Consider the following 20,808-nt stretch of genomic DNA (forward strand, 5'->3'; position numbering starts at 1 on the left):
GTACAGTGGAGCCGTGCCCAGGATTCGAGCGGCCTCCGTGGCCGAGCACCGGACGATGCAGCGTGGCGCCCTCCTGGACGCCGCGCGTTCCCTGCTGTCCGAGGGCGGTACGGAGGCGCTGACCTTCCCCGCACTCGCCGAGCGCACGGGCCTCGCCCGTTCCTCGGTGTACGAATACTTCCGATCGCGCGCGGCCGTCGTCGAAGAGCTGTGCGCCGTCGACTTCCCCGTCTGGGCCGCCGAGGTCGAGACCGCGATGGACACCGCCGCCACCCCGAAGGGCAAGGTCGAGGCGTACGTCCGCACCCAGCTGGAGCTGGTCGGGGACCGGCGCCACCGCGCGGTCGTCGCCATCTCGGCGAGCGAGCTCGACGACGGCGCCCGCGAGAAGATCCGCGCGGCCCACGGCGGTCTCGTCGCGATGATCGTCGAGGCACTCGCCGCCCTGGGTCAGCCCCAGCCCAGGCTGGGCGCGATGCTCCTCCAGGGTGTCGTCGACGCCGCCGTCCGTCGCATCGAACTCGGTGCGGCCGAGAACCCCACGGAGATCGCCGAGGCGGCGGTCGCGATGGCCCTCCACGGCGTCGGCGGCCCCCAAGCCTGATCAACCTGCTGGGGGCCTCCCCCTCCCCCTCCCCCTCCCCTCCCCCCTCCCCTTCCCCTCTCCCTCCTCGTGTTCAGTTTCTGAGCGGGAGCAGGCGTGAGGGGGCTCGTTTCGTCAGGAGGAGGGGGTTCAGGTACTGGGTGCCTCGGAGGAGGCCCCAGTGGAGGCAGGACTTCGGGCAGTGGGGGCCCTCGGTGACGTGGGCGATCGGGGTGCCGGGTGTGACGGTGGTGCCGGCGGGGACCAGGGGGGTCACCGGGGTGAAGGTCGTGCGGAGTGGGGGAGTGCCCGTGCCCGGCAGGGTGAGGGTGACGGCGCCCCGGCCGCCGACCGGGCCGGCGAAGGTGACCGTGCCGGCGGCCGGGGCGAGGACCGGGGTGCCGGGGGGTGCGGCGAGGTCGACGCCGCGGTGGCCTGCGGCGTACGGGCCGGGTGGGGGCTGCCAGCCGCGGAGGATCTCGGGCGGTGGCGGGCCCACGGGCCACAGGAGCCCGACGGTGAGGATCAGGGGCATCAGGTGCATGGGGAAAGACTCCCCGGGTGGTTCGGTTCGTGGGGGTCGCGGGCGGTTTCTGTGGACTACCGGCCGGTTGTGGACAGTGCCGTCACCCGCTGCTCCCGGGGTCCCGTACACTTCTCTTGGCGACCCGGGTCACCGGGTCGACTTCGCACGCCCCGCCACTGCCCTCACCGGACGTGGCAGCGCCTTTCGGTCCCTCGTGGGCATGGCGCGCCGGGGCGTCAGGAAAACAACCGAGAAACCAAGGAGATGGCCATGGCCGTCGTCACGATGCGGGAGCTGCTGGAGAGCGGCGTCCACTTCGGTCACCAGACCCGTCGCTGGAACCCGAAGATGAAGCGCTTCATCTTCACCGAGCGCAACGGCATCTACATCATCGACCTGCTCCAGTCGCTGTCGTACATCGACCGCGCCTTCGAGTTCGTGAAGGAGACCGTCGCCCACGGCGGTTCCATCATGTTCGTCGGTACGAAGAAGCAGGCCCAGGAGGCCATCGCCGAGCAGGCGACGCGTGTCGGCATGCCGTACGTCAACCAGCGTTGGCTCGGTGGCATGCTCACCAACTTCTCCACCGTCTACAAGCGTCTGCAGCGCCTCAAGGAGCTCGAGCAGATCGACTTCGAGGACGTCGCCGCTTCGGGTCTCACCAAGAAGGAGCTTCTCGTGCTCTCGCGCGAGAAGGCCAAGCTGGAGAAGACCCTCGGTGGTATCCGCGAGATGTCCAAGGTTCCCAGCGCCGTCTGGATCGTGGACACCAAGAAGGAGCACATCGCCGTCGGCGAGGCTCGCAAGCTGAAGATCCCGGTCGTCGCGATCCTCGACACCAACTGTGACCCCGACGAGGTCGACTACAAGATCCCGGGCAACGACGACGCGATCCGCTCCGTCACCCTGCTCACCCGCGTGATCGCCGACGCCGTCGCCGAGGGCCTCATCGCCCGCTCCGGCGCCGCGACCGGCGACTCGAAGCCGGGCGAGAAGGCCGCCGGCGAGCCCCTCGCCGAGTGGGAGCGCGACCTGCTCGAGGGCGAGAAGAAGGCCGACGACGCCGAGGTCCAGACCTCCGCCGAGACCGAGAAGGTCGCGGACGCCGAGGCCACCGAGGCTGTCGCCGAGGTCGCCGAGGTCGCCGAGGCCGAGGCTCCGGCCGCGGACGCCGAGCAGGCCTGACCCTTCAGGACCTTCGGGTAGTGACGGCGGGGGAGCGTGTTGACCCCCGCCGTCACTACCCGTGGACCCGCCCGATCTTTCAGACTTCGAGAGAGAAACAGACTCATGGCGAACTACACCGCCGCTGACGTCAAGAAGCTCCGCGAGCTCACCGGCGCCGGCATGATGGACTGCAAGAAGGCCCTCGACGAGGCCGACGGCAACGTCGACAAGGCCGTCGAGGCCCTGCGCATCAAGGGCCAGAAGGGCGTCGCCAAGCGCGAGGGCCGCTCCGCCGAGAACGGCGCCGTGGTCTCCCTCATCGCCGACGACAACACCTCCGGTGTCCTCGTCGAGCTGAAGTGCGAGACGGACTTCGTCGCCAAGGGTGACAAGTTCCAGGCCGTCGCCGCCCAGCTGGCCGAGCACGTCGCCGCGTCCGCCCCGGCCGACCTCGAGGCGCTGCTCGCCTCCGAGATCGAGGCCGGCAAGACCGTGCAGGCGTTCGTCGACGAGGCCAACGCCAACCTCGGCGAGAAGATCGTCCTGGACCGCTTCGCGCAGTACGCCGACGGCTTCGTCTACGCGTACATGCACCGCACGATGCCGGACCTCCCGCCGCAGATCGGTGTCCTCGTCGAGTTCGACAAGGCCGACGCCGCCGTCGCCAAGGGTGTCGCCCAGCACATCGCCGCCTTCGCGCCGAAGTACCTCACCCGTGAGGACGTTCCGGCCGAGGTCGTCGAGACCGAGCGTCGCGTCGCCGAGGAGACCACCCGCGCCGAGGGCAAGCCCGAGGCCGCGCTCCCGAAGATCGTCGAGGGTCGCGTGAACGGCTTCTTCAAGGACGCGACGCTGCTCGGTCAGCCGTACGCCCTTGACAACAAGAAGTCCGTCCAGCAGATCCTGGACGCGGCCGGTGTCACCCTGAAGCGCTTCACCCGCATCAAGGTCGGCATCTGAGTCCGTACGCGAACGCGACGGACGCCGGACCCCGGTAGGGTCTGAGGCAGTCGTCACGCGCACGCGCAGGACGACCGCAGATCTGACGAGGAGGCCATTGCCGCACGGGATACCGCGAGGACCCAAAGGCAATGGCCTCCTTCGTATGTGCACGAGGAGATCTCCATGAACCAGGGCGCCGTACAGGGCGACGACAACAACGGCAAGCAGGCCGGCCGCTACATGCTGAAGCTGTCCGGAGAAGCCTTCTCCGGCGGTACCGGCCTGGGCGTCGACCCCAACGTCGTGCACGCCATCGCGCGGGAGATCGCGGCCGTCGTCCGCGATGGCGCGGAGATCGCGATCGTGATCGGCGGCGGCAACTTCTTCCGGGGCGCCGAGCTCCAGCAGCGCGGCATGGACCGGGCACGCTCCGACTACATGGGCATGCTCGGCACCGTGATGAACTGCCTCGCCCTCCAGGACTTCCTGGAGAAGGAAGGCATCGACTCCCGGGTCCAGACCGCCATCACCATGGGCCAGGTCGCCGAGCCGTACATCCCGCTGCGCGCCGTGCGCCACCTGGAGAAGGGCCGCGTGGTCATCTTCGGTGCGGGCATGGGCATGCCGTACTTCTCCACGGACACCACCGCGGCCCAGCGCGCCCTGGAGATCGACGCGGAGGCCCTGCTGATGGGCAAGAACGGCGTGGACGGCGTCTACGACTCCGACCCGAAGGCCAACCCCGACGCGGTCAAGTTCGACGCGCTCGAGTACGGCGAGGTGCTCTCCCGCGACCTCAAGGTCGCCGACGCGACCGCCATCACCCTGTGCCGGGACAACAACCTCCCGATCCTCGTCTTCGAACTGCTCACCGAGGGCAATATCGCTCGCGCGGTGAAGGGTGAGAAGATCGGCACGCTCGTGAGCGACCAGGGCACCCGGGCCTGACCCGAACCGGGGAACCGCCCCGCAAGGGGATGGACAGAGCCCTGCCGGTCGTACACCGTGCAGGACACAACGCGACGACACGCAGGAGCAAGTGGTGATCGAAGAGACCCTCCTCGAGGCCGAGGAGAAGATGGAGAAGGCCGTCGTGGTCGCCAAGGAGGACTTCGCCGCGATCCGCACCGGCCGTGCGCACCCGGCGATGTTCAACAAGATCGTGGCGGACTACTACGGTGCCATCACCCCCATCAACCAGCTGGCGTCGTTCTCCGTTCCGGAGCCGCGCATGGCCGTGGTGACCCCGTTCGACAAGAGCGCGCTGCGCAACATCGAGCAGGCCATCCGCGACTCGGACCTCGGCGTCAACCCGAGCAACGACGGCAACATCATCCGGGTGGTGTTCCCCGAGCTGACGGAGGAACGCCGCCGCGAGTACATCAAGGTCGCCAAGGGCAAGGCCGAGGACTCGAAGATCTCGATCCGCTCGGTCCGCCGCAAGGCCAAGGAGACCATCGACAAGCTCGTCAAGGACGGCGAGGTCGGCGAGGACGAGGGCCGCCGCGCCGAGAAGGAGCTCGACGACACCACCGCGAAGTACGTCGCGCAGGTGGACGAGCTGCTCAAGCACAAGGAAGCCGAGCTGCTCGAGGTCTGATGAACGACTCTTCCTGGGGGGCCCCGGCCGCTTCCGGCCGTGGGGGACCCGACCAGGGGCCCGTCCCGGCGGGTCCCGCACATGATCGGCAGCACGCGGCGCAGACTCGGCCCATGCCCATCGTGCCCGACGTTCCCTCCGGCGGATTCCAGGACGGTCACGGCCGGGGGGCCGCTCACCCGAGCGGTCCCCTGTTCCGTGACGAGACGCCGCACGAGCACCCGCAGGAGCCCATGCCCAGCCCCACTCCGCCTCCGCCGCCCGCGCAGCCCGCGCCACGGCGGAAGAAGAGCGCGGGGCGTGACCTGGGCGCGGCCATAGGGGTCGGAGTCGGGCTCGGCGCGGTCATCGTCGCGTCGCTGTTCATCTGGAAGCCGGCGTTCATCGGGGTGATAGCGGTCGCCGTGGTCGTCGGACTCTGGGAGCTCACCTCGCGCCTCCAGGAGCGCAAGGCCGTCAAGGCCCCGCTGGTGCCGCTCGCGGTCGGCGGTGCGGCGATGGTCGTCGCCGGCTACGTCCGGGGCGCCGAGGGTGCCTGGGTGGCGATGGCGCTCACGGCGCTCGCGGTGCTCGTCTGGCGGATGACGGAGCCCCCCGAGGGCTACCTGAAGGACGTCACGGCGGGTGTGTTCGCCGCGTTCTACGTGCCGTTCCTCGCGACCTTCGTGGCGCTGCTGCTGACCGCCGACGACGGTCCGCAGCGGGTGCTGACGTTCCTGATCCTGACCGTGGTCAGCGACACCGGGGCGTACGCGGTCGGCTGGCGCTTCGGCAAGCACAAGCTGGCCCCGCGGATCAGCCCCGGCAAGACCCGAGAGGGGCTGGTCGGCGCGGTGACGTTCGCGATGGCGGCGGGCGCGCTGTGCATGGAGTTCATGATCGACGAGGGTGCCTGGTGGCAGGGCCTGATCCTCGGTCTGGCGGTGGCGGCGAGCGCGACGCTCGGCGACCTCGGCGAGTCGATGATCAAGCGCGACCTGGGCATCAAGGACATGGGCACGCTGCTGCCGGGCCACGGCGGCATCATGGACCGCCTTGACTCGCTGCTGCCGACGGCGCCGGTGGTGTGGTTGCTGATGGCGTTGTTCGTCGGCACGGTCTGACCTGCGGTTCTTTCGGTGAAGGGCTCGTCGCCTCAGGGGCGGCGGGCCCTTCGTCGTATCTCTGCGACACTGGTATCACCATGCCCAAGCCCGGAGAACTCACTTTCGTCGCCCCCCGCGGAGCCAAGAAGCCGCCGCGGCACCTGGCCGACCTCACGCCCGCCGAGCGGAAGGAAGCCGTCGCCGCGATCGGCGAGAAGCCCTTCCGCGCCAAGCAGCTGTCCACGCACTACTTCGCGCGGTACGCGCACGATCCCGCCGAGTGGACGGACATTCCGGCCGCCTCGCGGGAGAAGCTGGCCGGGGAGCTGCTGCCCGATCTGATGTCCGTGGTGCGGCACATCTCGTGCGACGACGACACCACCCGCAAGACGCTGTGGCGGCTGCACGACGGCACGCTCGTCGAGTCGGTGCTCATGCGCTACCCGGACCGGGTGACCATGTGCATCTCCTCGCAGGCGGGCTGCGGGATGAACTGCCCCTTCTGCGCGACCGGGCAGGCGGGGCTCGACCGGAACCTGTCGACCGCCGAGATCGTGCACCAGATCGTGGACGGCATGCGGTCGCTGCGGGACGGGGAGGTGCCCGGGGGACCGGCGCGGCTCTCCAACATCGTGTTCATGGGCATGGGGGAGCCGCTCGCGAACTACAAGCGGGTCGTCGGCTCGATCCGCCGGCTCACCGACCCCGAGCCGGACGGTCTGGGTCTGTCGCAGCGCGGCATCACCGTGTCCACGGTGGGTCTCGTGCCCGCGATGCTGCGGTTCGCCGACGAGGGCTTCAAATGCCGTCTCGCGGTCTCGCTGCACGCCCCGGACGACGAGCTGCGCGACACCCTGGTGCCGGTCAACACGCGCTGGAAGGTGCGTGAGGTCCTCGACGCCGCCTGGGAGTACGCGGAGAAGTCCGGGCGCCGGATCTCCATCGAGTACGCCCTCATCCGGGACATCAACGACCAGGCGTGGCGCGGTGACCTGCTCGGCAGGCTCCTCAAGGGCAAGCGGGTGCACGTCAACCTGATCCCGCTGAACCCGACGCCCGGTTCGAAGTGGACGGCGTCCCGTCCCGAGGACGAGAAGGCCTTCGTCGAGGCCATCGCGCGTCACGGTGTGCCGGTGACCGTGCGGGACACCCGAGGTCAGGAGATCGACGGTGCCTGTGGACAGCTGGCCGCCGCCGAACGCTGAGCTTGTACTCTGAGCTCGAACACATCTCCATATTCCGACAGGGGAGCGCCACAGCGCTGAGAGTGCGGCACCGTCAGGCCGCAGACCCTCTGAACCTCGCCCAGGTCATTCTGGGTAGGAAGTTCGGTCGTAACTCATGCTGTTGCGCCCTGCCCGCGTCCGGTCCGCCGGACGCGGGCAGGGCCGCGTCTCTTCCTGGACACACCCAGGAGGAATCTCAGTGAGCACCACCTCAGTGAGTACCAAGAAGATGGCCGCCGTCGCGCTCGTCGCGGCGCTGGGCGTCACGACCCTCGCCGCCTGCGGCACGGACGACGTCCGCGGCGCCGCGGGGAAGACCGGTGCGCCGGCGCCGAAGACGGTGACGCTGGTGAGCCACGACTCGTTCAACGCCTCCAAGGAGGTGCTGGCGGCGTTCACGAAGCAGACCGGTTTCACCGTGAAGGTCCTCAAGAGCGGGGACGCGGGGGAGGCCGTCAACAAGGAGATCCTGACCAAGGGCTCCCCGCAGGGTGACGTCTTCTTCGGTGTCGACAACACGCTGCTGTCCCGCGCCCTCGACAACGGGATCTTCGTCCCGTACGAGGCGAAGGGCCTGGACCGGGTCCCGGCGGCGTACCAGCTGGACGAGGAGCACAGGGTCACTCCGGTCGACTCCGGTGACATCTGCGTCAACTACGACAAGAAGTACTTCGCGGACAAGAAGCTGGCGCCGCCGGTGACCTTCGACGATCTGGCGAAGCCGGCGTACAAGGACCTGCTCGTGGTCGAGAACCCCGAGCGGTCCTCCCCGGGGCTCGGGTTCCTGCTCGGTACGGCCGCGAAGTACGGCGACGAGGGCTGGCGGGACTACTGGAAGAAGCTCCGGGACAACGGTGTGAAGACCGTCGACAGCTGGGAGCTGGCGTACAACCAGGAGTTCTCCGGTTCGGCCGGCGGCAAGCAGGCCAAGGGCGACCGGCCGCTCGTCGTGTCCTACGCCTCCAGCCCGCCGGTCGAGGTGCTGTACGGCGAGCCGCAGCCGAAGGTGGCGCCCACCGGGGTGTCCACGGGGACCTGCTTCCGGCAGACCGAGTTCGCGGGGCTGCTGAACGGGGCGAAGAACCCCGAGGGCGGCAAGGCGCTGATCGACTTCCTGATCTCGAAGAAGTTCCAGGAGGACATGCCGCTCCAGATGTTCGTCAACCCGGTGGCGAAGGACGCGGCCCTGCCGGAGCTGTTCACGAAGCACGGCGTGGTCGTCGACAAGCCGGAGACCATGGCGCCGGAGAAGATCGCCGAGAAGCGTGACGCGTGGATCCAGCAGTGGTCGTCGCTCGTTCTGAAGTAGGGCGCGACCGGCGGGGGGACGTGACGCGGCTGGGGCTGATGGCCCTGCCCGTCGCGTTCTTCGCCGTGTTCTTCGCCTGGCCCGTCGTGTCGATCGTCGACCGGGGGCTGCGGCCCGACGGGGCCTGGCGGTTCGGCCGGATCGGCGAGACGTTGAGCCGGCCGGACATCCTGGACGTGCTCGGCTTCACGGTCTGGCAGGCGCTCGCGTCGACGGCGCTGACGCTGCTGGTCGCGCTGCCGGGGGCGTATGTCTTCGCGCGCTTCGACTTCCCGGGCAAGGGCGTCCTGCGGGCCGTGGTCACGGTGCCGTTCGTGCTGCCGACGGTGCTGGTCGGTACGGCGTTCCTCGCGCTGGTCGGCCGGAACGGTCTCACGGACGAGCTGTGGGGGCTGCGGCTCGACACCAGTGTGTGGGCGATCCTGCTGGCGCATGTGTTCTTCAACTACGCGGTCGTCGTCCGGACCGTCGGCGGGCTGTGGTCCCAGCTCGACCCCCGGCAGGAGGAGGCCGCCCGGGTCCTCGGCGCCTCGCGCTGGACGGCCTGGCGGACGGTGACGCTGCCCGCGCTGGTGCCGGCGGTGTCGGCGGCCGCCCTGATGGTCTTCCTCTTCACCTTCACCTCCTTCGGTGTCGTACAGATCCTCGGCGGGGACGCGTACTCGACCCTGGAGGCGGAGATCTACCGGCAGACCGCGCGGCTGCTCGACCTGCCGACGGCCGCCGTCCTCACCCTGGTCCAGTTCGCGGCGGTCGGCGCGATCCTGGCCGTGCACGCGTGGACGGTACGGCGACGGGAGAGCGCCCTGCGGCTGGTGTCCCCGGAGCGGACCGCGCGCCGGCCGCGCGGCTTCGGGCAGTGGGCGCTGCTCGGCGGGGTCCTGGTGTCGGTGGCGCTGCTGATCCTGCTGCCGCTGGGGGTGCTCGTGGAGCGTTCCTTCGCGGGGCCCGACGGGTACGGGCTGCGGTACTACCGGGCGCTCGGTTCGCTGGACGAGTCCGGGACCTTCCTCGTACCGCCGCTGGAGGCGATCGGGAACTCGCTGCGGTACGCGGTGGTCGCCACGGCCATCGCGGTGCTGATCGGCGGACTCGCGGCGGCGGCACTGACCAGGCGGGCGGGGCGGCTGGTGCGGGGCTTCGACGCGCTGCTGATGCTGCCGCTCGGGGTCTCGGCGGTCACCGTCGGCTTCGGGTTCCTCATCACGCTGGACGAGCCGCCGTTCGATCTGCGGTCCAGCTGGATCCTCGTACCGCTGGCGCAGGCGCTGGTCGGTGTTCCCTTCGTGGTGCGGACGATGCTGCCGGTGCTGCGGGCGGTGGACGAGCGGCTGCGGGAGGCGGCGGCGGTGCTCGGTGCCTCGCCGTGGCGGGCCTGGCGGGAGGTGGACCTGCCGCTGGTGCGGCGGGCGCTGCTGATCGCCGCCGGGTTCGCCTTCGCCGTCTCGCTGGGCGAGTTCGGTGCGACGGTCTTCATCGCCCGCCCGGACAGCCCGACGCTGCCGGTGGCGGTGGCCCGGCTCCTCGGCCGGCCAGGCGAACTCAACTACGGGCAGGCGATGGCCCTCTCGACGATCCTGATGGTGGTGTGCGCGGTGTCCCTGCTGCTGCTGGAACGGCTCCGGACCGACCGGACCTCCGGGGAGTTCTGATGCTTTCGATCGAGGACGCGACCGTGCGGTTCGGGGAGCGGGCCGTGCTGGACGCCGTGGACCTGGAGGTGGCCGAGCACGAGATCGTGTGTGTGCTCGGTCCCAGCGGCAGCGGGAAGTCGACGCTGCTGCGGGCGGTGGCCGGGCTCCAGGCGCTGGACGGCGGCCGGGTGCTGCTCGGCGGAGCCGACCAGCGCGGGGTGCCGACGCACCGGCGCGGTGTCGGCCTGATGTTCCAGGACCACCAGCTGTTCCCGCAGCGGGACGTCGGCGGGAACGTCGCCTTCGGTCTGCGGATGCGGGGGGCGGTGAAGGCCGAGCAGAGGGAGCGGGTGCGGGAGCTGCTCGACCTCGTCGGGCTGCCGGGCGCCGAGCGGCGGTCGGTCGGCGCGCTCTCCGGCGGTGAGCAGCAGCGGGTGGCGCTGGCCCGCGCGCTGGCGCCCCGGCCCCGGCTGCTGATGCTGGACGAGCCTCTCGGGCAGCTGGACCGGGGGCTGCGGGAGCGGCTCGTGGTGGAGTTGCGGCAGCTCTTCGGGACTCTGGGGACGACGGTGCTCGCGGTGACCCACGATCAGGGTGAGGCGTTCGTGCTGGCCGACCGGGTGGTGGTCATGCGGGACGGGCGGATCGCTCAGACGGGTGCGCCGGCCGAGGTGTGGCGGCGGCCCGCTTCGGAGTTCGTGGCGCGGTTCCTGGGCTTCGACAACGTGGTGGCGGCGCGGGTCACGGGCGGGGTCGCGCGGACCGTGTGGGGGAAGGTGCCGGTGCCGGACGGCTCGCCGGAGGGGGACCGGCGGCTGCTGGTCAGGCCGGGCGGTGTGCGGCTGGTGGCGGAGGGTCCGCTCTGGACGGTGGAGTCCCGGACGTTCCGGGGCAGTCAGGTCGTCGTAAGGCTCCGGCCGGCCGAGGGGCCCGCCCTTGAGGCGGAGATCCCGCTGCGGGAGGCGCCGGAGGAGGGCGCCGCGGTGGGCGTGGAGTTCCGGGTGGAGGACGTGGTGGTGCTCGGGGACGACACCCCGTAGCGGGTGCGATGAGTTTTGGCCGCTGTGGGAGTCTTCTGGGTGTTCGGTCTTGTCCGTCGTCTTGTTTGTCGACCACGCGGGAGGAACCACCATGGGCCAATTGCTCAGAGTCCAGAACTTCAATGTCTCGTCCGATGGATTCGGTGCCGGTGAGGGCCAGAGTCTGGAGCGGCCGTTCGGTCATGCGGAGCCCGGGGAGATGTTCTCCTGGGCCGGGGCCACGGCGAGCTGGCCGATGCGGACCGACCCGGGCGGCAGCCGTGGCCTGGACGACTATCTGACGCGGGACTACGCGCGGAACATCGGCGCCGAGATCATGGGACGCAACAAGTTCGGTCCCCAGCGCGGGCCCTGGCTCGACGAGGATTGGAAGGGCTGGTGGGGTGACGAGCCGCCGTTCCGTACGCCGGTGTTCGTGCTGACCCACCACCCGCGGCCGTCGTTCACGCTCTCCGACACCACGTTCCACTTCGTGGACGCCGACCCCGCCACGGTCCTCGGGATGGCGCGGGAGGCGGCGGGGGGCAAGGACGTCCGGCTCGGTGGCGGGGCCACCACCATCCGGGAGTTCCTCGACGCCGGGCTTGTCGACACCCTGCATGTCGCGGTGTCGCCGGTGAAGCTCGGTTCCGGGGCGCGGCTGTGGGAGTCCCCGGACGAGCTGCTCGACCGCTTCCACCGCGATGTGGTGCCCAGCCCGGGCGGCAAGGTGACGCACCACCTGTTCTGGCGGAAGTGACCGGCTAGCAGTGCTCGCAGTTCGTCCGGGTCGCCCGCTGGTACAGGCGGGTGGCCCGGGCGAGCGCGAGACCGTAGCCGCAGAAGCCTCCCTAGGCGACGGCGACCACCCAGGGTGCGTGGTCCGCCATGCCGAGGCCGATCACACCCGTCCAGGCCAGCACGCCGAGCGCGGCCAGGAAGGCGCCGAAGGGGGCGAGCGCGCCCGCCCCCGCCCAGCCGAGCGCGAGCGGCGGAAGCCGGGGCAGCCGCCGGCCCCGTACAGCACCGCCGCCGTCGTCTCGGCCGCCGTGCCGGTGCCCTTGGCGAGCAGGGTGTAGCCGAAGGCGGGGCCGGTGAGCGCGGCGAGGGCCGCGCCGGCGGCGTACAGCAGTGACCAGAGGAACCCGGCCCGGCCCGCCCAGGAGGGCCAGGAGGCCAGGAGTGTGTTCGGTGTCATGGCCCCGAGCCTCCCGCCGGGTGCTCCGGCGGTCGTCGGCCCGTGGGCGCCTTCGTCTCCGCCGCGCGGCGGAGTCCCGGTCCGCCCCGAGTCGCGCCGGCGGCCCTCGGCTGCGGGGGCGCCGTGTCAGCCCGTCAGGGGCAGTGCCGCCAGTTCCGCGATCGCCCAGGTCAGCGGGAGGAAGACGGCGAGGAGGACGCCCGCGCGCATCAGGGCGGCGGTGCGCAGGACCGTGGGCGGGGCGCCGATGCGGAGGAGGGCCTCGCTGGTGTGGGCGCGGCCCTGCTTGGACTCCAGGGCGGCCGTCAGGAGGGTGGCGGTGGTGCAGGCGAGGATCAGTCCGGCGCCCAGGCCGGTGAGCGGTCCGAAGGTGCCGGAGCCGGAGCTGTACAGCGAGGCTCCCGCGAGCGTTCCGGAGACGACCGCGCTGACCACGCCGAGGGGCCGGCCGATACGGCGGGACTCGTCCATCAGGACGCGTCCCGCGAGCAGCCGGGTGGCGCCGGGCCGGACGGCCTGGAGGAGCCGGCCGCAGCCGTGGACGAGGCCGGGGCCGGCCAGGGCGAGGCCGATCGCGGTCAGGACCCAGCCGGTGAGGACGCCCGCCGGGTTGCCGTCGAAGCGGCCGGGCAGCGGGAGTCCTTCGCCGCCTCCGCGTCCCGCGTAGGTCTCGACGGCGAGGCCGACGGCGACCAGGGCGATGCCCCAGGGCAGTCCGCTCGACATCGGCTTCTCGGCGCCCTCCGGGGCGGCGGGCGCGGTGCGCGGGCGCAGCGCGAGGCCTGCGGCGGTGGCGGCGGTGACCGGCAGGACGGCCAGCAGGGTGAGGGCGGCGGCGAGCGGCAGCGGCTGGTCGGCGGCGAGGAGGTCGGCAGCGGCCCCGTCGAAGGGCAGGCCCGTGATGTCGCCGCGCAGGTGCAGATAGAACAGCAGTGCGACGGCCGAGCCGAGGGTGCAGGCCACGGCGGTCGACGCGGCGGCGATGGCGGTGAGGCGGGCGGGGCCGAGTCCGACGGCCGACAGCCCGGGGCGGGGCCGGGTGGCGGGGTCGGTACGGGCCACGGCGACGGCGAACTGGACGGTGGCGGCGAGCGGCAGCGCGCACCACAGCAGGCGCAGCACGGAGGTGGAGGAGCGGTCCGGGTGCCCGACGGCGTATCCGAGGGTGCAGAGCAGGAGGAAACCCACCCCCGCGGCCGCGGCGGCGACGAGGAGCCGGCGCGTCAGGACGAGGGGGTGGGATCCGCGGGCTAGACGGAGAGCGAGCACGCGGCGACGCCCTCCGCCCCTGACGCCGGAGGTACGGCGGCGACCCGGCGCCCGTCGAGGAGCGCGACCGTGCGGTCGGCGAGCGCCGCGACCTCGCCGTCGTGGGTGGCGAGGAGCACGGTGATGCCGTGGGAGCGGGCGGCGGCCGTCAGGGTGCGCAGGACCTGGGCGCCTTCGGCGCGGTGCAGTGCGGCGGTGGGTTCGTCGGCGAACAGCACCGTGGGGGTGGTGATGAGGGCGCGGGCGATGGCGATCCGCTGGCGCTGGGGGTGGCTGAGGGCGTGCGGCCGTCTGCGGGCGCAGGCGCCGATGTCGAGGCGCTCCAGCCATTCCAGGGCGGTGGTCTTCGCGGCCCGGTGGGAGATCCCGCGGAGGAGCAGCGGCAGGGCGGTGTTCTCCCAGCCGGTGAGTTCGGGGACGAGGCCCGGTTCGGGGTCGATCCAGCCGAAGCGGTCGCGGCGGAGCCGTTCGCGCTGGGCGGGGCCCAGGGTGTGGACGGGGCCGCTGTTGAACCAGACCTCGCCCTGCTGGGCGACGAGCTGGCCGGACAGGCAGCGCAGGAGTGTGGTCTTGCCGCTTCCCCGTGGTCCGACGACGGCGAGGATCTCGCCTTCGCGGACGCCGAGGGAGACGCCGCTGAGCGCGTCCGAACCGCCCAGGGCGCAGTGCAGGGAACGCGCCCAGAGCACGTCGTTGTCCGGTGGGGCCATCGCGTACACCTCGATGTCGGATCCGATCTGTGTCCCCCTTCCGGGGGAACGAAGGACGGGCCTGTCGGTCACTGGGCACCGTAAGGATTCGGATCCGTCCGCATGGACGGCACGCGGCCCGGGTGGCCGCCATCCACTCGGATGGCGGCACGCCCGGGCCGGGGTCACGCCGTGAGGGCGGCGTGATGCTGGGGGGAGACCGTCAGGGGCCGGTCCCGCAGCGGGGTCCCGCAGGGGGGTCCTACAGCTTGGTCCACGCCTCGGTGAGCACCGAGCGCAGGATGCCTTCGATCTCGTCGAAGGTGCCCTGGTCGGCGATCAGCGGCGGGGCCAGCTGGATGACCGGGTCGCCGCGGTCGTCGGCACGGCAGTACAGGCCGTTGTCGAAGAGCGCCTTGGAGAGGAAGCCGTAGAGCACGCGCTCCGTCTCCTCGTCCGTGAAGGACTCCTTGGTGACCTTGTCCTTGACGAGCTCGATGCCGTAGAAGAAGCCGTTGCCGCGGACGTCGCCGACGATCGGCAGGTCGTGCAGCTTCTGCAGCGTGGAGAAGAAGGCGCCCTCGTTGTCCAGCACGTGCTGGTTGAGGCCTTCCTTGTCGAAGATGTCGAGGTTGGCGATGGCCACCGCCGACGACACCGGGTGGCCACCGAAGGTGTAGCCGTGGAGGAAGGTGTTGTCGCCCTTGTAGAACGGCTCCGCGATGCGGTCGGAGACGATGCAGGCACCGATCGGGGAGTAGCCCGAGGTCATGCCCTTGGCGCAGGTGATCATGTCGGGCACGTAGCCGAACTTGTCACAGGCGAACATCGTGCCGAGGCGGCCGAAGGCGCAGATCGTCTCGTCGGAGACGAGCAGCACGTCGTACTGGTCGCAGATCTCGCGGACGCGCTGGAAGTACCCGGGCGGCGGCGGGAAGCAGCCGCCGGCGTTCTGCACCGGCTCCAGGAAGACGGCGGCGACGGTGTCGGCGCCCTCGAAGAGGATCTCCTGCTCGATCTGGTCGGCGGCCCAGCGGCCGAAGGCCTCGGGGTCGTCGCCGTGGATCGGGGCGCGGTAGATGTTGGTGTTCGGCACCTTGTGCGCGCCGGGGACCAGCGGCTCGAAGGGGGCCTTCAGGGCCGGCAGGCCGGTGATGGACAGGGCGCCCTGCGGGGTGCCGTGGTAGGCGACCGCACGCGAGATGACCTTGTACTTGGTGTGCTTGCCCTGCAGCTTGAAGTACTGCTTGGCGAGCTTCCAGGCGGTCTCGACGGCCTCGCCGCCACCGGTGGTGAAGAAGACCTTGTTGAGGTCGCCCGGGGCGTAGTCGGCGAGGCGCTCGGCGAGCTCGACGGCCTTCGGGTGGGCGTACGACCACACGGGGAAGAACGCGAGTTCCTTGGCCTGCTTGTACGCGACCTCGGCCAGCTCCTCGCGGCCGTGTCCGGCGTTGACCACGAAGAGACCCGCGAGCCCGTCGAGGTAGCGCTTGCCCTTGTCGTCGAAGATGTAGGTGCCCTCACCACGCACGATGGTGGGAACGGGCGAGTTCTCGTACGACGACATGCGGGTGAAGTGCATCCACAGGTGGTCGTAGGCGGACTTGGAGAGGTCCTGGGTCACGGTTATCGGGTTCCCCACATGTAGGTCTGCTTCTTGAGCTTGAGGTAGACGAAGCTCTCGGTCGAGCGCACGCCGGGCAGGGTCCGGATGCGCTTGTTGATCACATCCAGCAGGTGGTCGTCGTCCTCGCAGACGACCTCCACCATCAGGTCGAAGGAGCCCGCGGTCATCACCACGTACTCGCATTCGGCCATGCCTGTCAGCGCTTCCGCCACCGGATCCAGGTCACCCTCGACGTTGATGCCGACCATCGCCTGCCGTCGGAAACCCACGGTGAGCGGGTCGGTGACGGCGACGATCTGCATGACGCCCTGGTCGAGCAGCTTCTGGACGCGCTGCCGTACGGCGGCTTCGGAGAGGCCGACGGCCTTGCCGATCGCCGCGTAGGGGCGGCGACCGTCCTCCTGGAGTTGTTCGATGATCGCCAGGGAGACGGCGTCGATCGTCGGGGACGAACCGGTTCCGGTTCTGGAGTCTGTGCTTCGACTGGCCACACCTCACTGTGCACCGAGACTCGTCGGTCTTGCAACCCCGAAGCGATGTAATTCGTTGCGAGAGGCCCTCAAAGGCACTGAATCCGAAGTTGTCGGGGGTCGGGCCTGTTGAAAGCGTCAGCCGAGCGACTAGGCTGAGGTGTCTGCCCATCGGGGCACCGCACAGGGACGTGCGACGACAGAACGTGACAGGAGGGGTGGCCAAGTGACCACCGAGCTGCGCCGGCTGCGTAACTACATCAACGGGGAGTTCCGCGACGCGGCCGACGGCCGCACCATCGAGGTGATCAACCCGGCCACCGGCGAGGTGTACGCCACCTCCCCGCTCTCCGGGCCGGCCGACGTCGACGCCGCCATGGAGGCCGCCGCGTCCGCCTTCCCCGCCTGGCGCGACAGCACGCCGTCCGAGCGCCAGAAGGTCCTCCTCAAGATCGCGGACGCCTTCGAGGAGCGCGCCGAGGACCTGATCGCCGCCGAGGTGCAGAACACCGGCAAGCCGATCGGCATCACCGCGAGCGAGGAGATCCCGCCGATGGTGGACCAGATCCGCTTCTTCGCGGGTGCCGCCCGACTGCTGGAGGGCCGCTCCGCCGGCGAGTACATGGAGGGCATGACCTCCATCGTCCGCCGCGAGCCCGTCGGCGTCTGCGCCCAGGTCGCCCCCTGGAACTACCCGATGATGATGGCCGTGTGGAAGTTCGCCCCGGCCCTCGCCGCGGGCAACACCGTGGTCCTCAAGCCCTCGGACACGACCCCCGCGTCGACCGTCCTGATGGCCGAGATCATCGGTCAGATCGTCCCCAAGGGCGTCTTCAACGTCGTCTGCGGCGACCGTGAGACCGGTAAGGCGATGGTCGAGCACCCGACCCCGGCCATGGCCTCCATCACCGGCTCCGTGCGCGCCGGCATGCAGGTCGCCGAGTCGGCGGCCAAGGACGTCAAGCGCGTCCACCTGGAGCTGGGCGGCAAGGCGCCGGTCGTCGTCTTCGAGGACACCGACATCGAGAAGGCCGTCGGGGACATCTCCGTCGCCGGCTTCTTCAACGCCGGCCAGGACTGCACGGCCGCCACCCGCGTCCTCGTCCAGGAGTCCATCCACGACGAGTTCGTCGCCGCGCTCGCCAAGGCCGCCTCCGAGATCAAGACCGGCCAGCCGGACGACGAGGAAGTGCTGTACGGCCCGCTCAACAACGCCAACCAGCTGAAGCAGGTCACCGGCTTCATCGACCGCCTCCCGGCGCACGCCAAGGTCGAGGCCGGCGGCCGTCGCGTCGGCGACAAGGGCTACTTCTACGCCCCGACCGTCGTCTCGGGCCTCAAGCAGGACGACGAGATCGTCCAGAACGAGGTCTTCGGCCCGGTCATCACCGTCCAGTCCTTCACGGACGAGGCGCAGGCCCTGGAGTTCGCGAACGGCGTCGAGTACGCCCTCGCCTCCTCCGTCTGGACCAAGGACCACGCGCGCGCGATGCGCATGTCCAAGTCGCTCGACTTCGGCTGCGTGTGGATCAACACCCACATCCCGCTGGTCGCCGAGATGCCCCACGGCGGCTACAAGAAGTCCGGCTACGGCAAGGACCTCTCCGCCTACGGCTTCGAGGACTACACGCGCATCAAGCACGTCATGACCTCCCTGGGCTGATCCGCCCCGGCTTCGGCAGCGAGGCCCCGGCACCCTTGATCGACAGGGTGTCGGGGCCTCGCTCCTTCGCTCGACGTACCGTCCATTGCCGCAGGTGGTGGCGGGGGGCGATGCTGCGGGGGTGAGAGCGACAGCCAGGAAGAACATGTCCCGCCGGTCCCTGCTGCGCGGCATCGGCGGCGCCGGGGCCGCCACCCTGCTCGCGGCCGGGTGCGGAGTGCCCGCCGCGTACGTCGACGAGAGGGACCGGGCGGGGCGCGACCTCTCCGCCCGCGACCGGACCCTCGACTTCGCCAACTGGCCGCTCTACATCGACACCGATGACGAGGACCCCAGGAAGCGGCCCACCCTCGACGGCTTCCGCAAGCGCAGTGGCATCGCCGTGCGCTACACGGAGGAGATCAACGACAACGACGAGTTCTTCGGCAAGATCAGCCCCTCCCTGATGAACCACCAGGAGACCGGGCGCGATCTCATCGTCGTCAGCGACTGGATGGCCGCCCGCTTCGTCCGCCTCGGCTGGGTCCAGGAGATGGACCGCGCCGCGCAGCCGAACGTCGCCCGGAACCTCAACCCGCAGCTGCGCAATGCGGCGTTCGACCCCGGGCGGCTGCACAGCGTCCCCTGGCAGTCCGGCATCACCGGCATCGCGTACAACCGGAAGAAGCTCGGCCGTGAGCTGCGCTCCACCAAGGAGCTGTGGGCCGACGACCTGCGCGGCAAGGTCACCCTGCTCTCCGGGCTCGACGAGTCCATGGCCCTGCTCCTCCAGGGCAACGGCGTCGACGTGACCCGCTGGACCGCCGACGACTTCCACGCCCTCTGCGAGCAGATCGAGGGCCTCGTCAAGAAGAAGCACATCCGCCGCTTCACCGGCAACGACTACATCAAGGACCTCTCCACCGGCGACGTCCTGGCCTGCCAGGCGTACTCCGGCGACGTCATCCAGCTCCAGGCCGACAACCCGGACATCGAGTTCGTCGTCCCCGAGGAGGGCGCGGAACTCTGGGCCGAGTCGCTCATGATCCCCAACCTCGCCCACCACAAGTCCAACGCCGAGAAGCTCGTCGACTACTACTACGAGCCCGAGGTCGCCGCCGAACTCGCCGCCTGGGTCAACTACGTGTGCCCGGTGCCGGCCGCGCAGACCGTCCTCGCGAACTCCGGCGACGAGGAACTGGTGGCCCTCGCGGAGGACCCGCTGATCTTCCCGGACGCCGACATGCGGAGCCGGCTGGCCATCGCCCGCGACATCAAGTCCGATGAGCGCCAGGAGTTCGCGAAGCGGTGGAACTCGATCGTCGGCCTGTGAGCACCGGCTCCCGACCCATTTCTGAACGCGTTCAAGAGAGGCGTGAGAGGCCCTCATGAGCGACTCGAACGGGCCGAGAGCCCTTCTCGCGCGCATCCGCGTCTGGCTGATCGCCTGCGCCGGCATCCTGCCTCTCGCCCTGATCTGCGGGCCGATCCGCGACATCCCCTTCTGGTGGTCGGTGATCGACATGTCCTTCGGGGTCATCGGCGTCCTGCCGCTGCTCCACGTCCGCCGGATGATCAAGCGGCTGGAGGCCGGTCAGCCGCTGGAGGCCGGTCCGGGGCTCGCGGCGGCTCAGCCGGGCAGGCCGTAGGCCGCCACCATCAGGCCGAGGGCGGTCCGGTTCATGTCCTGGCCCTTCGCGTCCGTGGCGTTGACGCTGTAGACCAGGGTGCGCGAGCCGTCGCGGGTCGAGGCGACGGCCGTGTTGTAGCCCCAGCGGCCACCCGTCTTGCCCCACACCTCGCGCCCGCCGAGCCGCTTCATCGACAGACCCGCGGAGTACGCGGCCGGGTCGCCGGACGTGAGGTCGGAGACCTTCGGGAGGGTGAACATCTCCTCCAGGAGCGGCCCGCGCACCACCCGCCCCGCGAACAGCTCCCGGACGAAGCGCTCCAGGTCGGCGGTGGTCGACACCAGGTCCCCGGCCGCCCAGGCGTCCGAGGTCCCCCAGACGGAGACATCGCGCGGGCCGGTCGTCCCGTCGTCGAGCCGCATCGTCTGGTAGCCGTGGTTGTACGGGCCGACGAGCTCCGCCGCGCCGCCCGGGAGGTACGTGTCCCGCAGGCCGAGCGGACGCAGGATCCGCCGCTCCACCTGGTGCTCGTACGCGTCGCCCGTGACCCGCTCCACGATCAGGGCCGCGATCGTGTACCCGATGTTCAGGTAGTGCTGGCGGGTGCCCGGCCGGAACTCGCGCGGCTTCGCCGTCGCCGCGCGGACCATGGCCTCCGGGCTGTGCGCGTCGAAGCGGTGCGCGTACCACTCCTCCACCGTGTCCCCGACGGCCAGGTCCGCGGCCGGGATGCCATGGGTGTGGTTGAGGAGCTGGCGGACCGTCACCGTGGCGTACCGGCCGGGGATCAGCTCCGGCAGGTACGAGCGGGCCGTGCGGTCCAGGTCGATCCGGCCCTCGGCGGCCAGCTGGAGCACCGTCGCCGCCGTGAAGATCTTCGTCACCGAACCGGCCCGGAAGCGGGCCGCCGGGTCCGCCGGAGCCATCGTCTCCAGGTCGTGGACGCCCGAACCGCCCTGCCAGGAACCGTCGGTGCCGCCGACCCGGACCAGCGCCGCGGTGGCGTCGGCGCGGGGGAGGCCCGCGATCACCGCCGACAGATCGGGCGTCGAGGCCTGCGTCGCGGCAGCCGCCGGCCGCGGTGCGGCGAAGGCCGGGGTGAGCGCCGGTCCGGCCGCCACGCCCAGGACCAGGGCGGCGGCGAGCAGCGTGCGGGTGGACTTTCGCATGGTCAACTCCGGTGGTGTGAGC

20 protein-coding genes and 1 pseudogene are annotated in these 20,808 nt (G+C 70.7%); 14 read left to right on the top strand and 7 right to left on the bottom strand.

Features of this window, described 5'->3' with window-relative positions; all coding sequences use genetic code 11:
- Positions 1–37: 37 nt before the first annotated feature.
- The gene (locus tag ABT154_RS13890; protein ID WP_351856880.1) at positions 38–604 is read left to right on the top strand and encodes a TetR/AcrR family transcriptional regulator; all 567 of its coding nucleotides are present in this window, start codon (positions 38–40) and stop codon (positions 602–604) included.
- 73 nt (positions 605–677) lie between these two features.
- Here ABT154_RS13890 and ABT154_RS13895 read toward each other — a convergent pair whose 3' ends face one another.
- Positions 678–1,127 (bottom strand): M23 family metallopeptidase, encoded by a 450-nt coding sequence (locus ABT154_RS13895; RefSeq protein WP_351856763.1) that lies wholly within the window; start codon positions 1,125–1,127, stop codon positions 678–680.
- Between the two features lie 252 nt (positions 1,128–1,379).
- Between ABT154_RS13895 and rpsB the strand changes: the two genes are divergently transcribed.
- The 10 genes from rpsB to ABT154_RS13945 all read left to right on the top strand — a co-directional run bounded on the left by rpsB (position 1,380) and on the right by ABT154_RS13945 (position 11,851).
- A complete protein-coding gene (gene rpsB / locus ABT154_RS13900) occupies positions 1,380–2,294 on the top strand; it encodes a 30S ribosomal protein S2 (RefSeq protein ID WP_351856765.1) in 915 nt (304 codons plus the stop codon).
- Between the two features lie 105 nt (positions 2,295–2,399).
- Positions 2,400–3,236: a translation elongation factor Ts gene (gene tsf, locus ABT154_RS13905; RefSeq protein ID WP_351856767.1), complete on the top strand. Its 837-nt coding sequence runs from the start codon at positions 2,400–2,402 to the stop codon at positions 3,234–3,236.
- Between the two features lie 165 nt (positions 3,237–3,401).
- On the top strand, positions 3,402–4,166 hold the full coding sequence (gene pyrH, locus ABT154_RS13910) for a UMP kinase (RefSeq protein ID WP_351856769.1): 765 nt from the start codon (positions 3,402–3,404) through the stop codon (positions 4,164–4,166).
- A gap of 94 nt (positions 4,167–4,260) precedes the next feature.
- Positions 4,261–4,818, top strand: a complete 558-nt coding sequence (gene frr / locus ABT154_RS13915) for a ribosome recycling factor (protein ID WP_026057589.1) — start codon at positions 4,261–4,263, stop codon at positions 4,816–4,818.
- Complete coding sequence (locus ABT154_RS13920; RefSeq protein WP_351856771.1) at positions 4,818–5,921, top strand: phosphatidate cytidylyltransferase; 1,104 nt, start codon at positions 4,818–4,820, stop codon at positions 5,919–5,921. Before frr ends, ABT154_RS13920 begins: the two co-directional genes overlap by 1 nt.
- 80 nt (positions 5,922–6,001) lie before the next feature.
- Positions 6,002–7,108: a dual-specificity RNA methyltransferase RlmN gene (gene rlmN, locus ABT154_RS13925; RefSeq protein ID WP_317874015.1), complete on the top strand. Its 1,107-nt coding sequence runs from the start codon at positions 6,002–6,004 to the stop codon at positions 7,106–7,108.
- Positions 7,109–7,358: 250 nt separating this feature from the next.
- A complete protein-coding gene (locus ABT154_RS13930; protein WP_351856882.1) occupies positions 7,359–8,438 on the top strand; it encodes a thiamine ABC transporter substrate-binding protein in 1,080 nt (359 codons plus the stop codon).
- 38 nt (positions 8,439–8,476) lie between these two features.
- Entirely contained in the window at positions 8,477–10,090 is a 1,614-nt protein-coding gene (locus tag ABT154_RS13935; protein ID WP_351856884.1) for an ABC transporter permease, read from the top strand.
- Positions 10,090–11,112 (top strand): ABC transporter ATP-binding protein, encoded by a 1,023-nt coding sequence (locus tag ABT154_RS13940; protein ID WP_351856773.1) that lies wholly within the window; start codon positions 10,090–10,092, stop codon positions 11,110–11,112. Before ABT154_RS13935 ends, ABT154_RS13940 begins: the two co-directional genes overlap by 1 nt.
- Before the next feature lie 91 nt (positions 11,113–11,203).
- A complete protein-coding gene (locus ABT154_RS13945; protein ID WP_351856775.1) occupies positions 11,204–11,851 on the top strand; it encodes a dihydrofolate reductase family protein in 648 nt (215 codons plus the stop codon).
- Positions 11,852–11,992: 141 nt separating this feature from the next.
- On the opposite strand, the gene ABT154_RS13950 is transcribed toward ABT154_RS13945, so the two are convergent.
- From ABT154_RS13950 to ABT154_RS13970, 5 genes are all read right to left on the bottom strand, one after another.
- Positions 11,993–12,289, bottom strand: coding sequence for a hypothetical protein (locus ABT154_RS13950; RefSeq protein WP_351856777.1), 297 nt, complete (start codon positions 12,287–12,289; stop codon positions 11,993–11,995).
- Between the two features lie 126 nt (positions 12,290–12,415).
- Complete coding sequence (locus tag ABT154_RS13955; RefSeq protein ID WP_351856779.1) at positions 12,416–13,558, bottom strand: hypothetical protein; 1,143 nt, start codon at positions 13,556–13,558, stop codon at positions 12,416–12,418.
- On the bottom strand, positions 13,540–14,268 hold the full coding sequence (locus tag ABT154_RS13960) for an ABC transporter ATP-binding protein (protein WP_351856781.1): 729 nt from the start codon (positions 14,266–14,268) through the stop codon (positions 13,540–13,542). The genes ABT154_RS13955 and ABT154_RS13960 overlap by 19 nt, the downstream gene beginning before the upstream one ends.
- Before the next feature lie 241 nt (positions 14,269–14,509).
- Positions 14,510–15,889: an aspartate aminotransferase family protein gene (locus tag ABT154_RS13965; RefSeq protein ID WP_317874008.1), complete on the bottom strand. Its 1,380-nt coding sequence runs from the start codon at positions 15,887–15,889 to the stop codon at positions 14,510–14,512.
- Entirely contained in the window at positions 15,874–16,365 is a 492-nt protein-coding gene (locus ABT154_RS13970; RefSeq protein ID WP_317874007.1) for an Lrp/AsnC family transcriptional regulator, read from the bottom strand. Before ABT154_RS13970 ends, ABT154_RS13965 begins: the two co-directional genes overlap by 16 nt.
- A gap of 205 nt (positions 16,366–16,570) precedes the next feature.
- Between ABT154_RS13970 and ABT154_RS13975 the strand changes: the two genes are divergently transcribed.
- From ABT154_RS13975 to ABT154_RS13985, 3 genes and pseudogenes are all read left to right on the top strand, one after another.
- Complete coding sequence (locus ABT154_RS13975) at positions 16,571–18,007, top strand: gamma-aminobutyraldehyde dehydrogenase (protein WP_351856784.1); 1,437 nt, start codon at positions 16,571–16,573, stop codon at positions 18,005–18,007.
- A gap of 145 nt (positions 18,008–18,152) precedes the next feature.
- Complete coding sequence (locus tag ABT154_RS13980; protein ID WP_351856886.1) at positions 18,153–19,319, top strand: ABC transporter substrate-binding protein; 1,167 nt, start codon at positions 18,153–18,155, stop codon at positions 19,317–19,319.
- A gap of 94 nt (positions 19,320–19,413) precedes the next feature.
- Positions 19,414–19,635, top strand: a pseudogene (locus ABT154_RS13985) (hypothetical protein); the annotation flags it as partial.
- On the opposite strand, the gene ABT154_RS13990 reads toward ABT154_RS13985, so the two are convergent.
- Positions 19,617–20,786, bottom strand: a complete 1,170-nt coding sequence (locus ABT154_RS13990) for a serine hydrolase domain-containing protein (protein WP_351856786.1) — start codon at positions 20,784–20,786, stop codon at positions 19,617–19,619. The pseudogene ABT154_RS13985 and the gene ABT154_RS13990 overlap by 19 nt on opposite strands.
- Positions 20,787–20,808: the final 22 nt, after the last annotated feature.

The organism is Streptomyces sp. NPDC001728 (assembly GCF_040297565.1).
Taxonomy (GTDB): domain Bacteria; phylum Actinomycetota; class Actinomycetes; order Streptomycetales; family Streptomycetaceae; genus Streptomyces.

Bases quoted from the DNA above. Each gene is read 5' to 3' on its own strand.
- ABT154_RS13895 (WP_351856763.1), bottom strand. From the start codon at position 1,127: ATGCACCTGATGCCCCTGATCCTCACCGTCGGGCTCCTGTGGCCCGTG.
- rpsB (WP_351856765.1), top strand. From the start codon at position 1,380: ATGGCCGTCGTCACGATGCGGGAGCTGCTGGAGAGCGGCGTCCACTTC.
- tsf (WP_351856767.1), top strand. From the start codon at position 2,400: ATGGCGAACTACACCGCCGCTGACGTCAAGAAGCTCCGCGAGCTCACC.
- pyrH (WP_351856769.1), top strand. From the start codon at position 3,402: ATGAACCAGGGCGCCGTACAGGGCGACGACAACAACGGCAAGCAGGCC.
- ABT154_RS13920 (WP_351856771.1), top strand. From the start codon at position 4,818: ATGAACGACTCTTCCTGGGGGGCCCCGGCCGCTTCCGGCCGTGGGGGA.
- rlmN (WP_317874015.1), top strand. From the start codon at position 6,002: ATGCCCAAGCCCGGAGAACTCACTTTCGTCGCCCCCCGCGGAGCCAAG.
- ABT154_RS13930 (WP_351856882.1), top strand. From the start codon at position 7,359: ATGGCCGCCGTCGCGCTCGTCGCGGCGCTGGGCGTCACGACCCTCGCC.
- ABT154_RS13935 (WP_351856884.1), top strand. From the start codon at position 8,477: ATGGCCCTGCCCGTCGCGTTCTTCGCCGTGTTCTTCGCCTGGCCCGTC.
- ABT154_RS13940 (WP_351856773.1), top strand. From the start codon at position 10,090: ATGCTTTCGATCGAGGACGCGACCGTGCGGTTCGGGGAGCGGGCCGTG.
- ABT154_RS13945 (WP_351856775.1), top strand. From the start codon at position 11,204: ATGGGCCAATTGCTCAGAGTCCAGAACTTCAATGTCTCGTCCGATGGA.
- ABT154_RS13950 (WP_351856777.1), bottom strand. From the start codon at position 12,289: ATGACACCGAACACACTCCTGGCCTCCTGGCCCTCCTGGGCGGGCCGG.
- ABT154_RS13960 (WP_351856781.1), bottom strand. From the start codon at position 14,268: ATGGCCCCACCGGACAACGACGTGCTCTGGGCGCGTTCCCTGCACTGC.
- ABT154_RS13980 (WP_351856886.1), top strand. From the start codon at position 18,153: ATGTCCCGCCGGTCCCTGCTGCGCGGCATCGGCGGCGCCGGGGCCGCC.
- ABT154_RS13990 (WP_351856786.1), bottom strand. From the start codon at position 20,786: ATGCGAAAGTCCACCCGCACGCTGCTCGCCGCCGCCCTGGTCCTGGGC.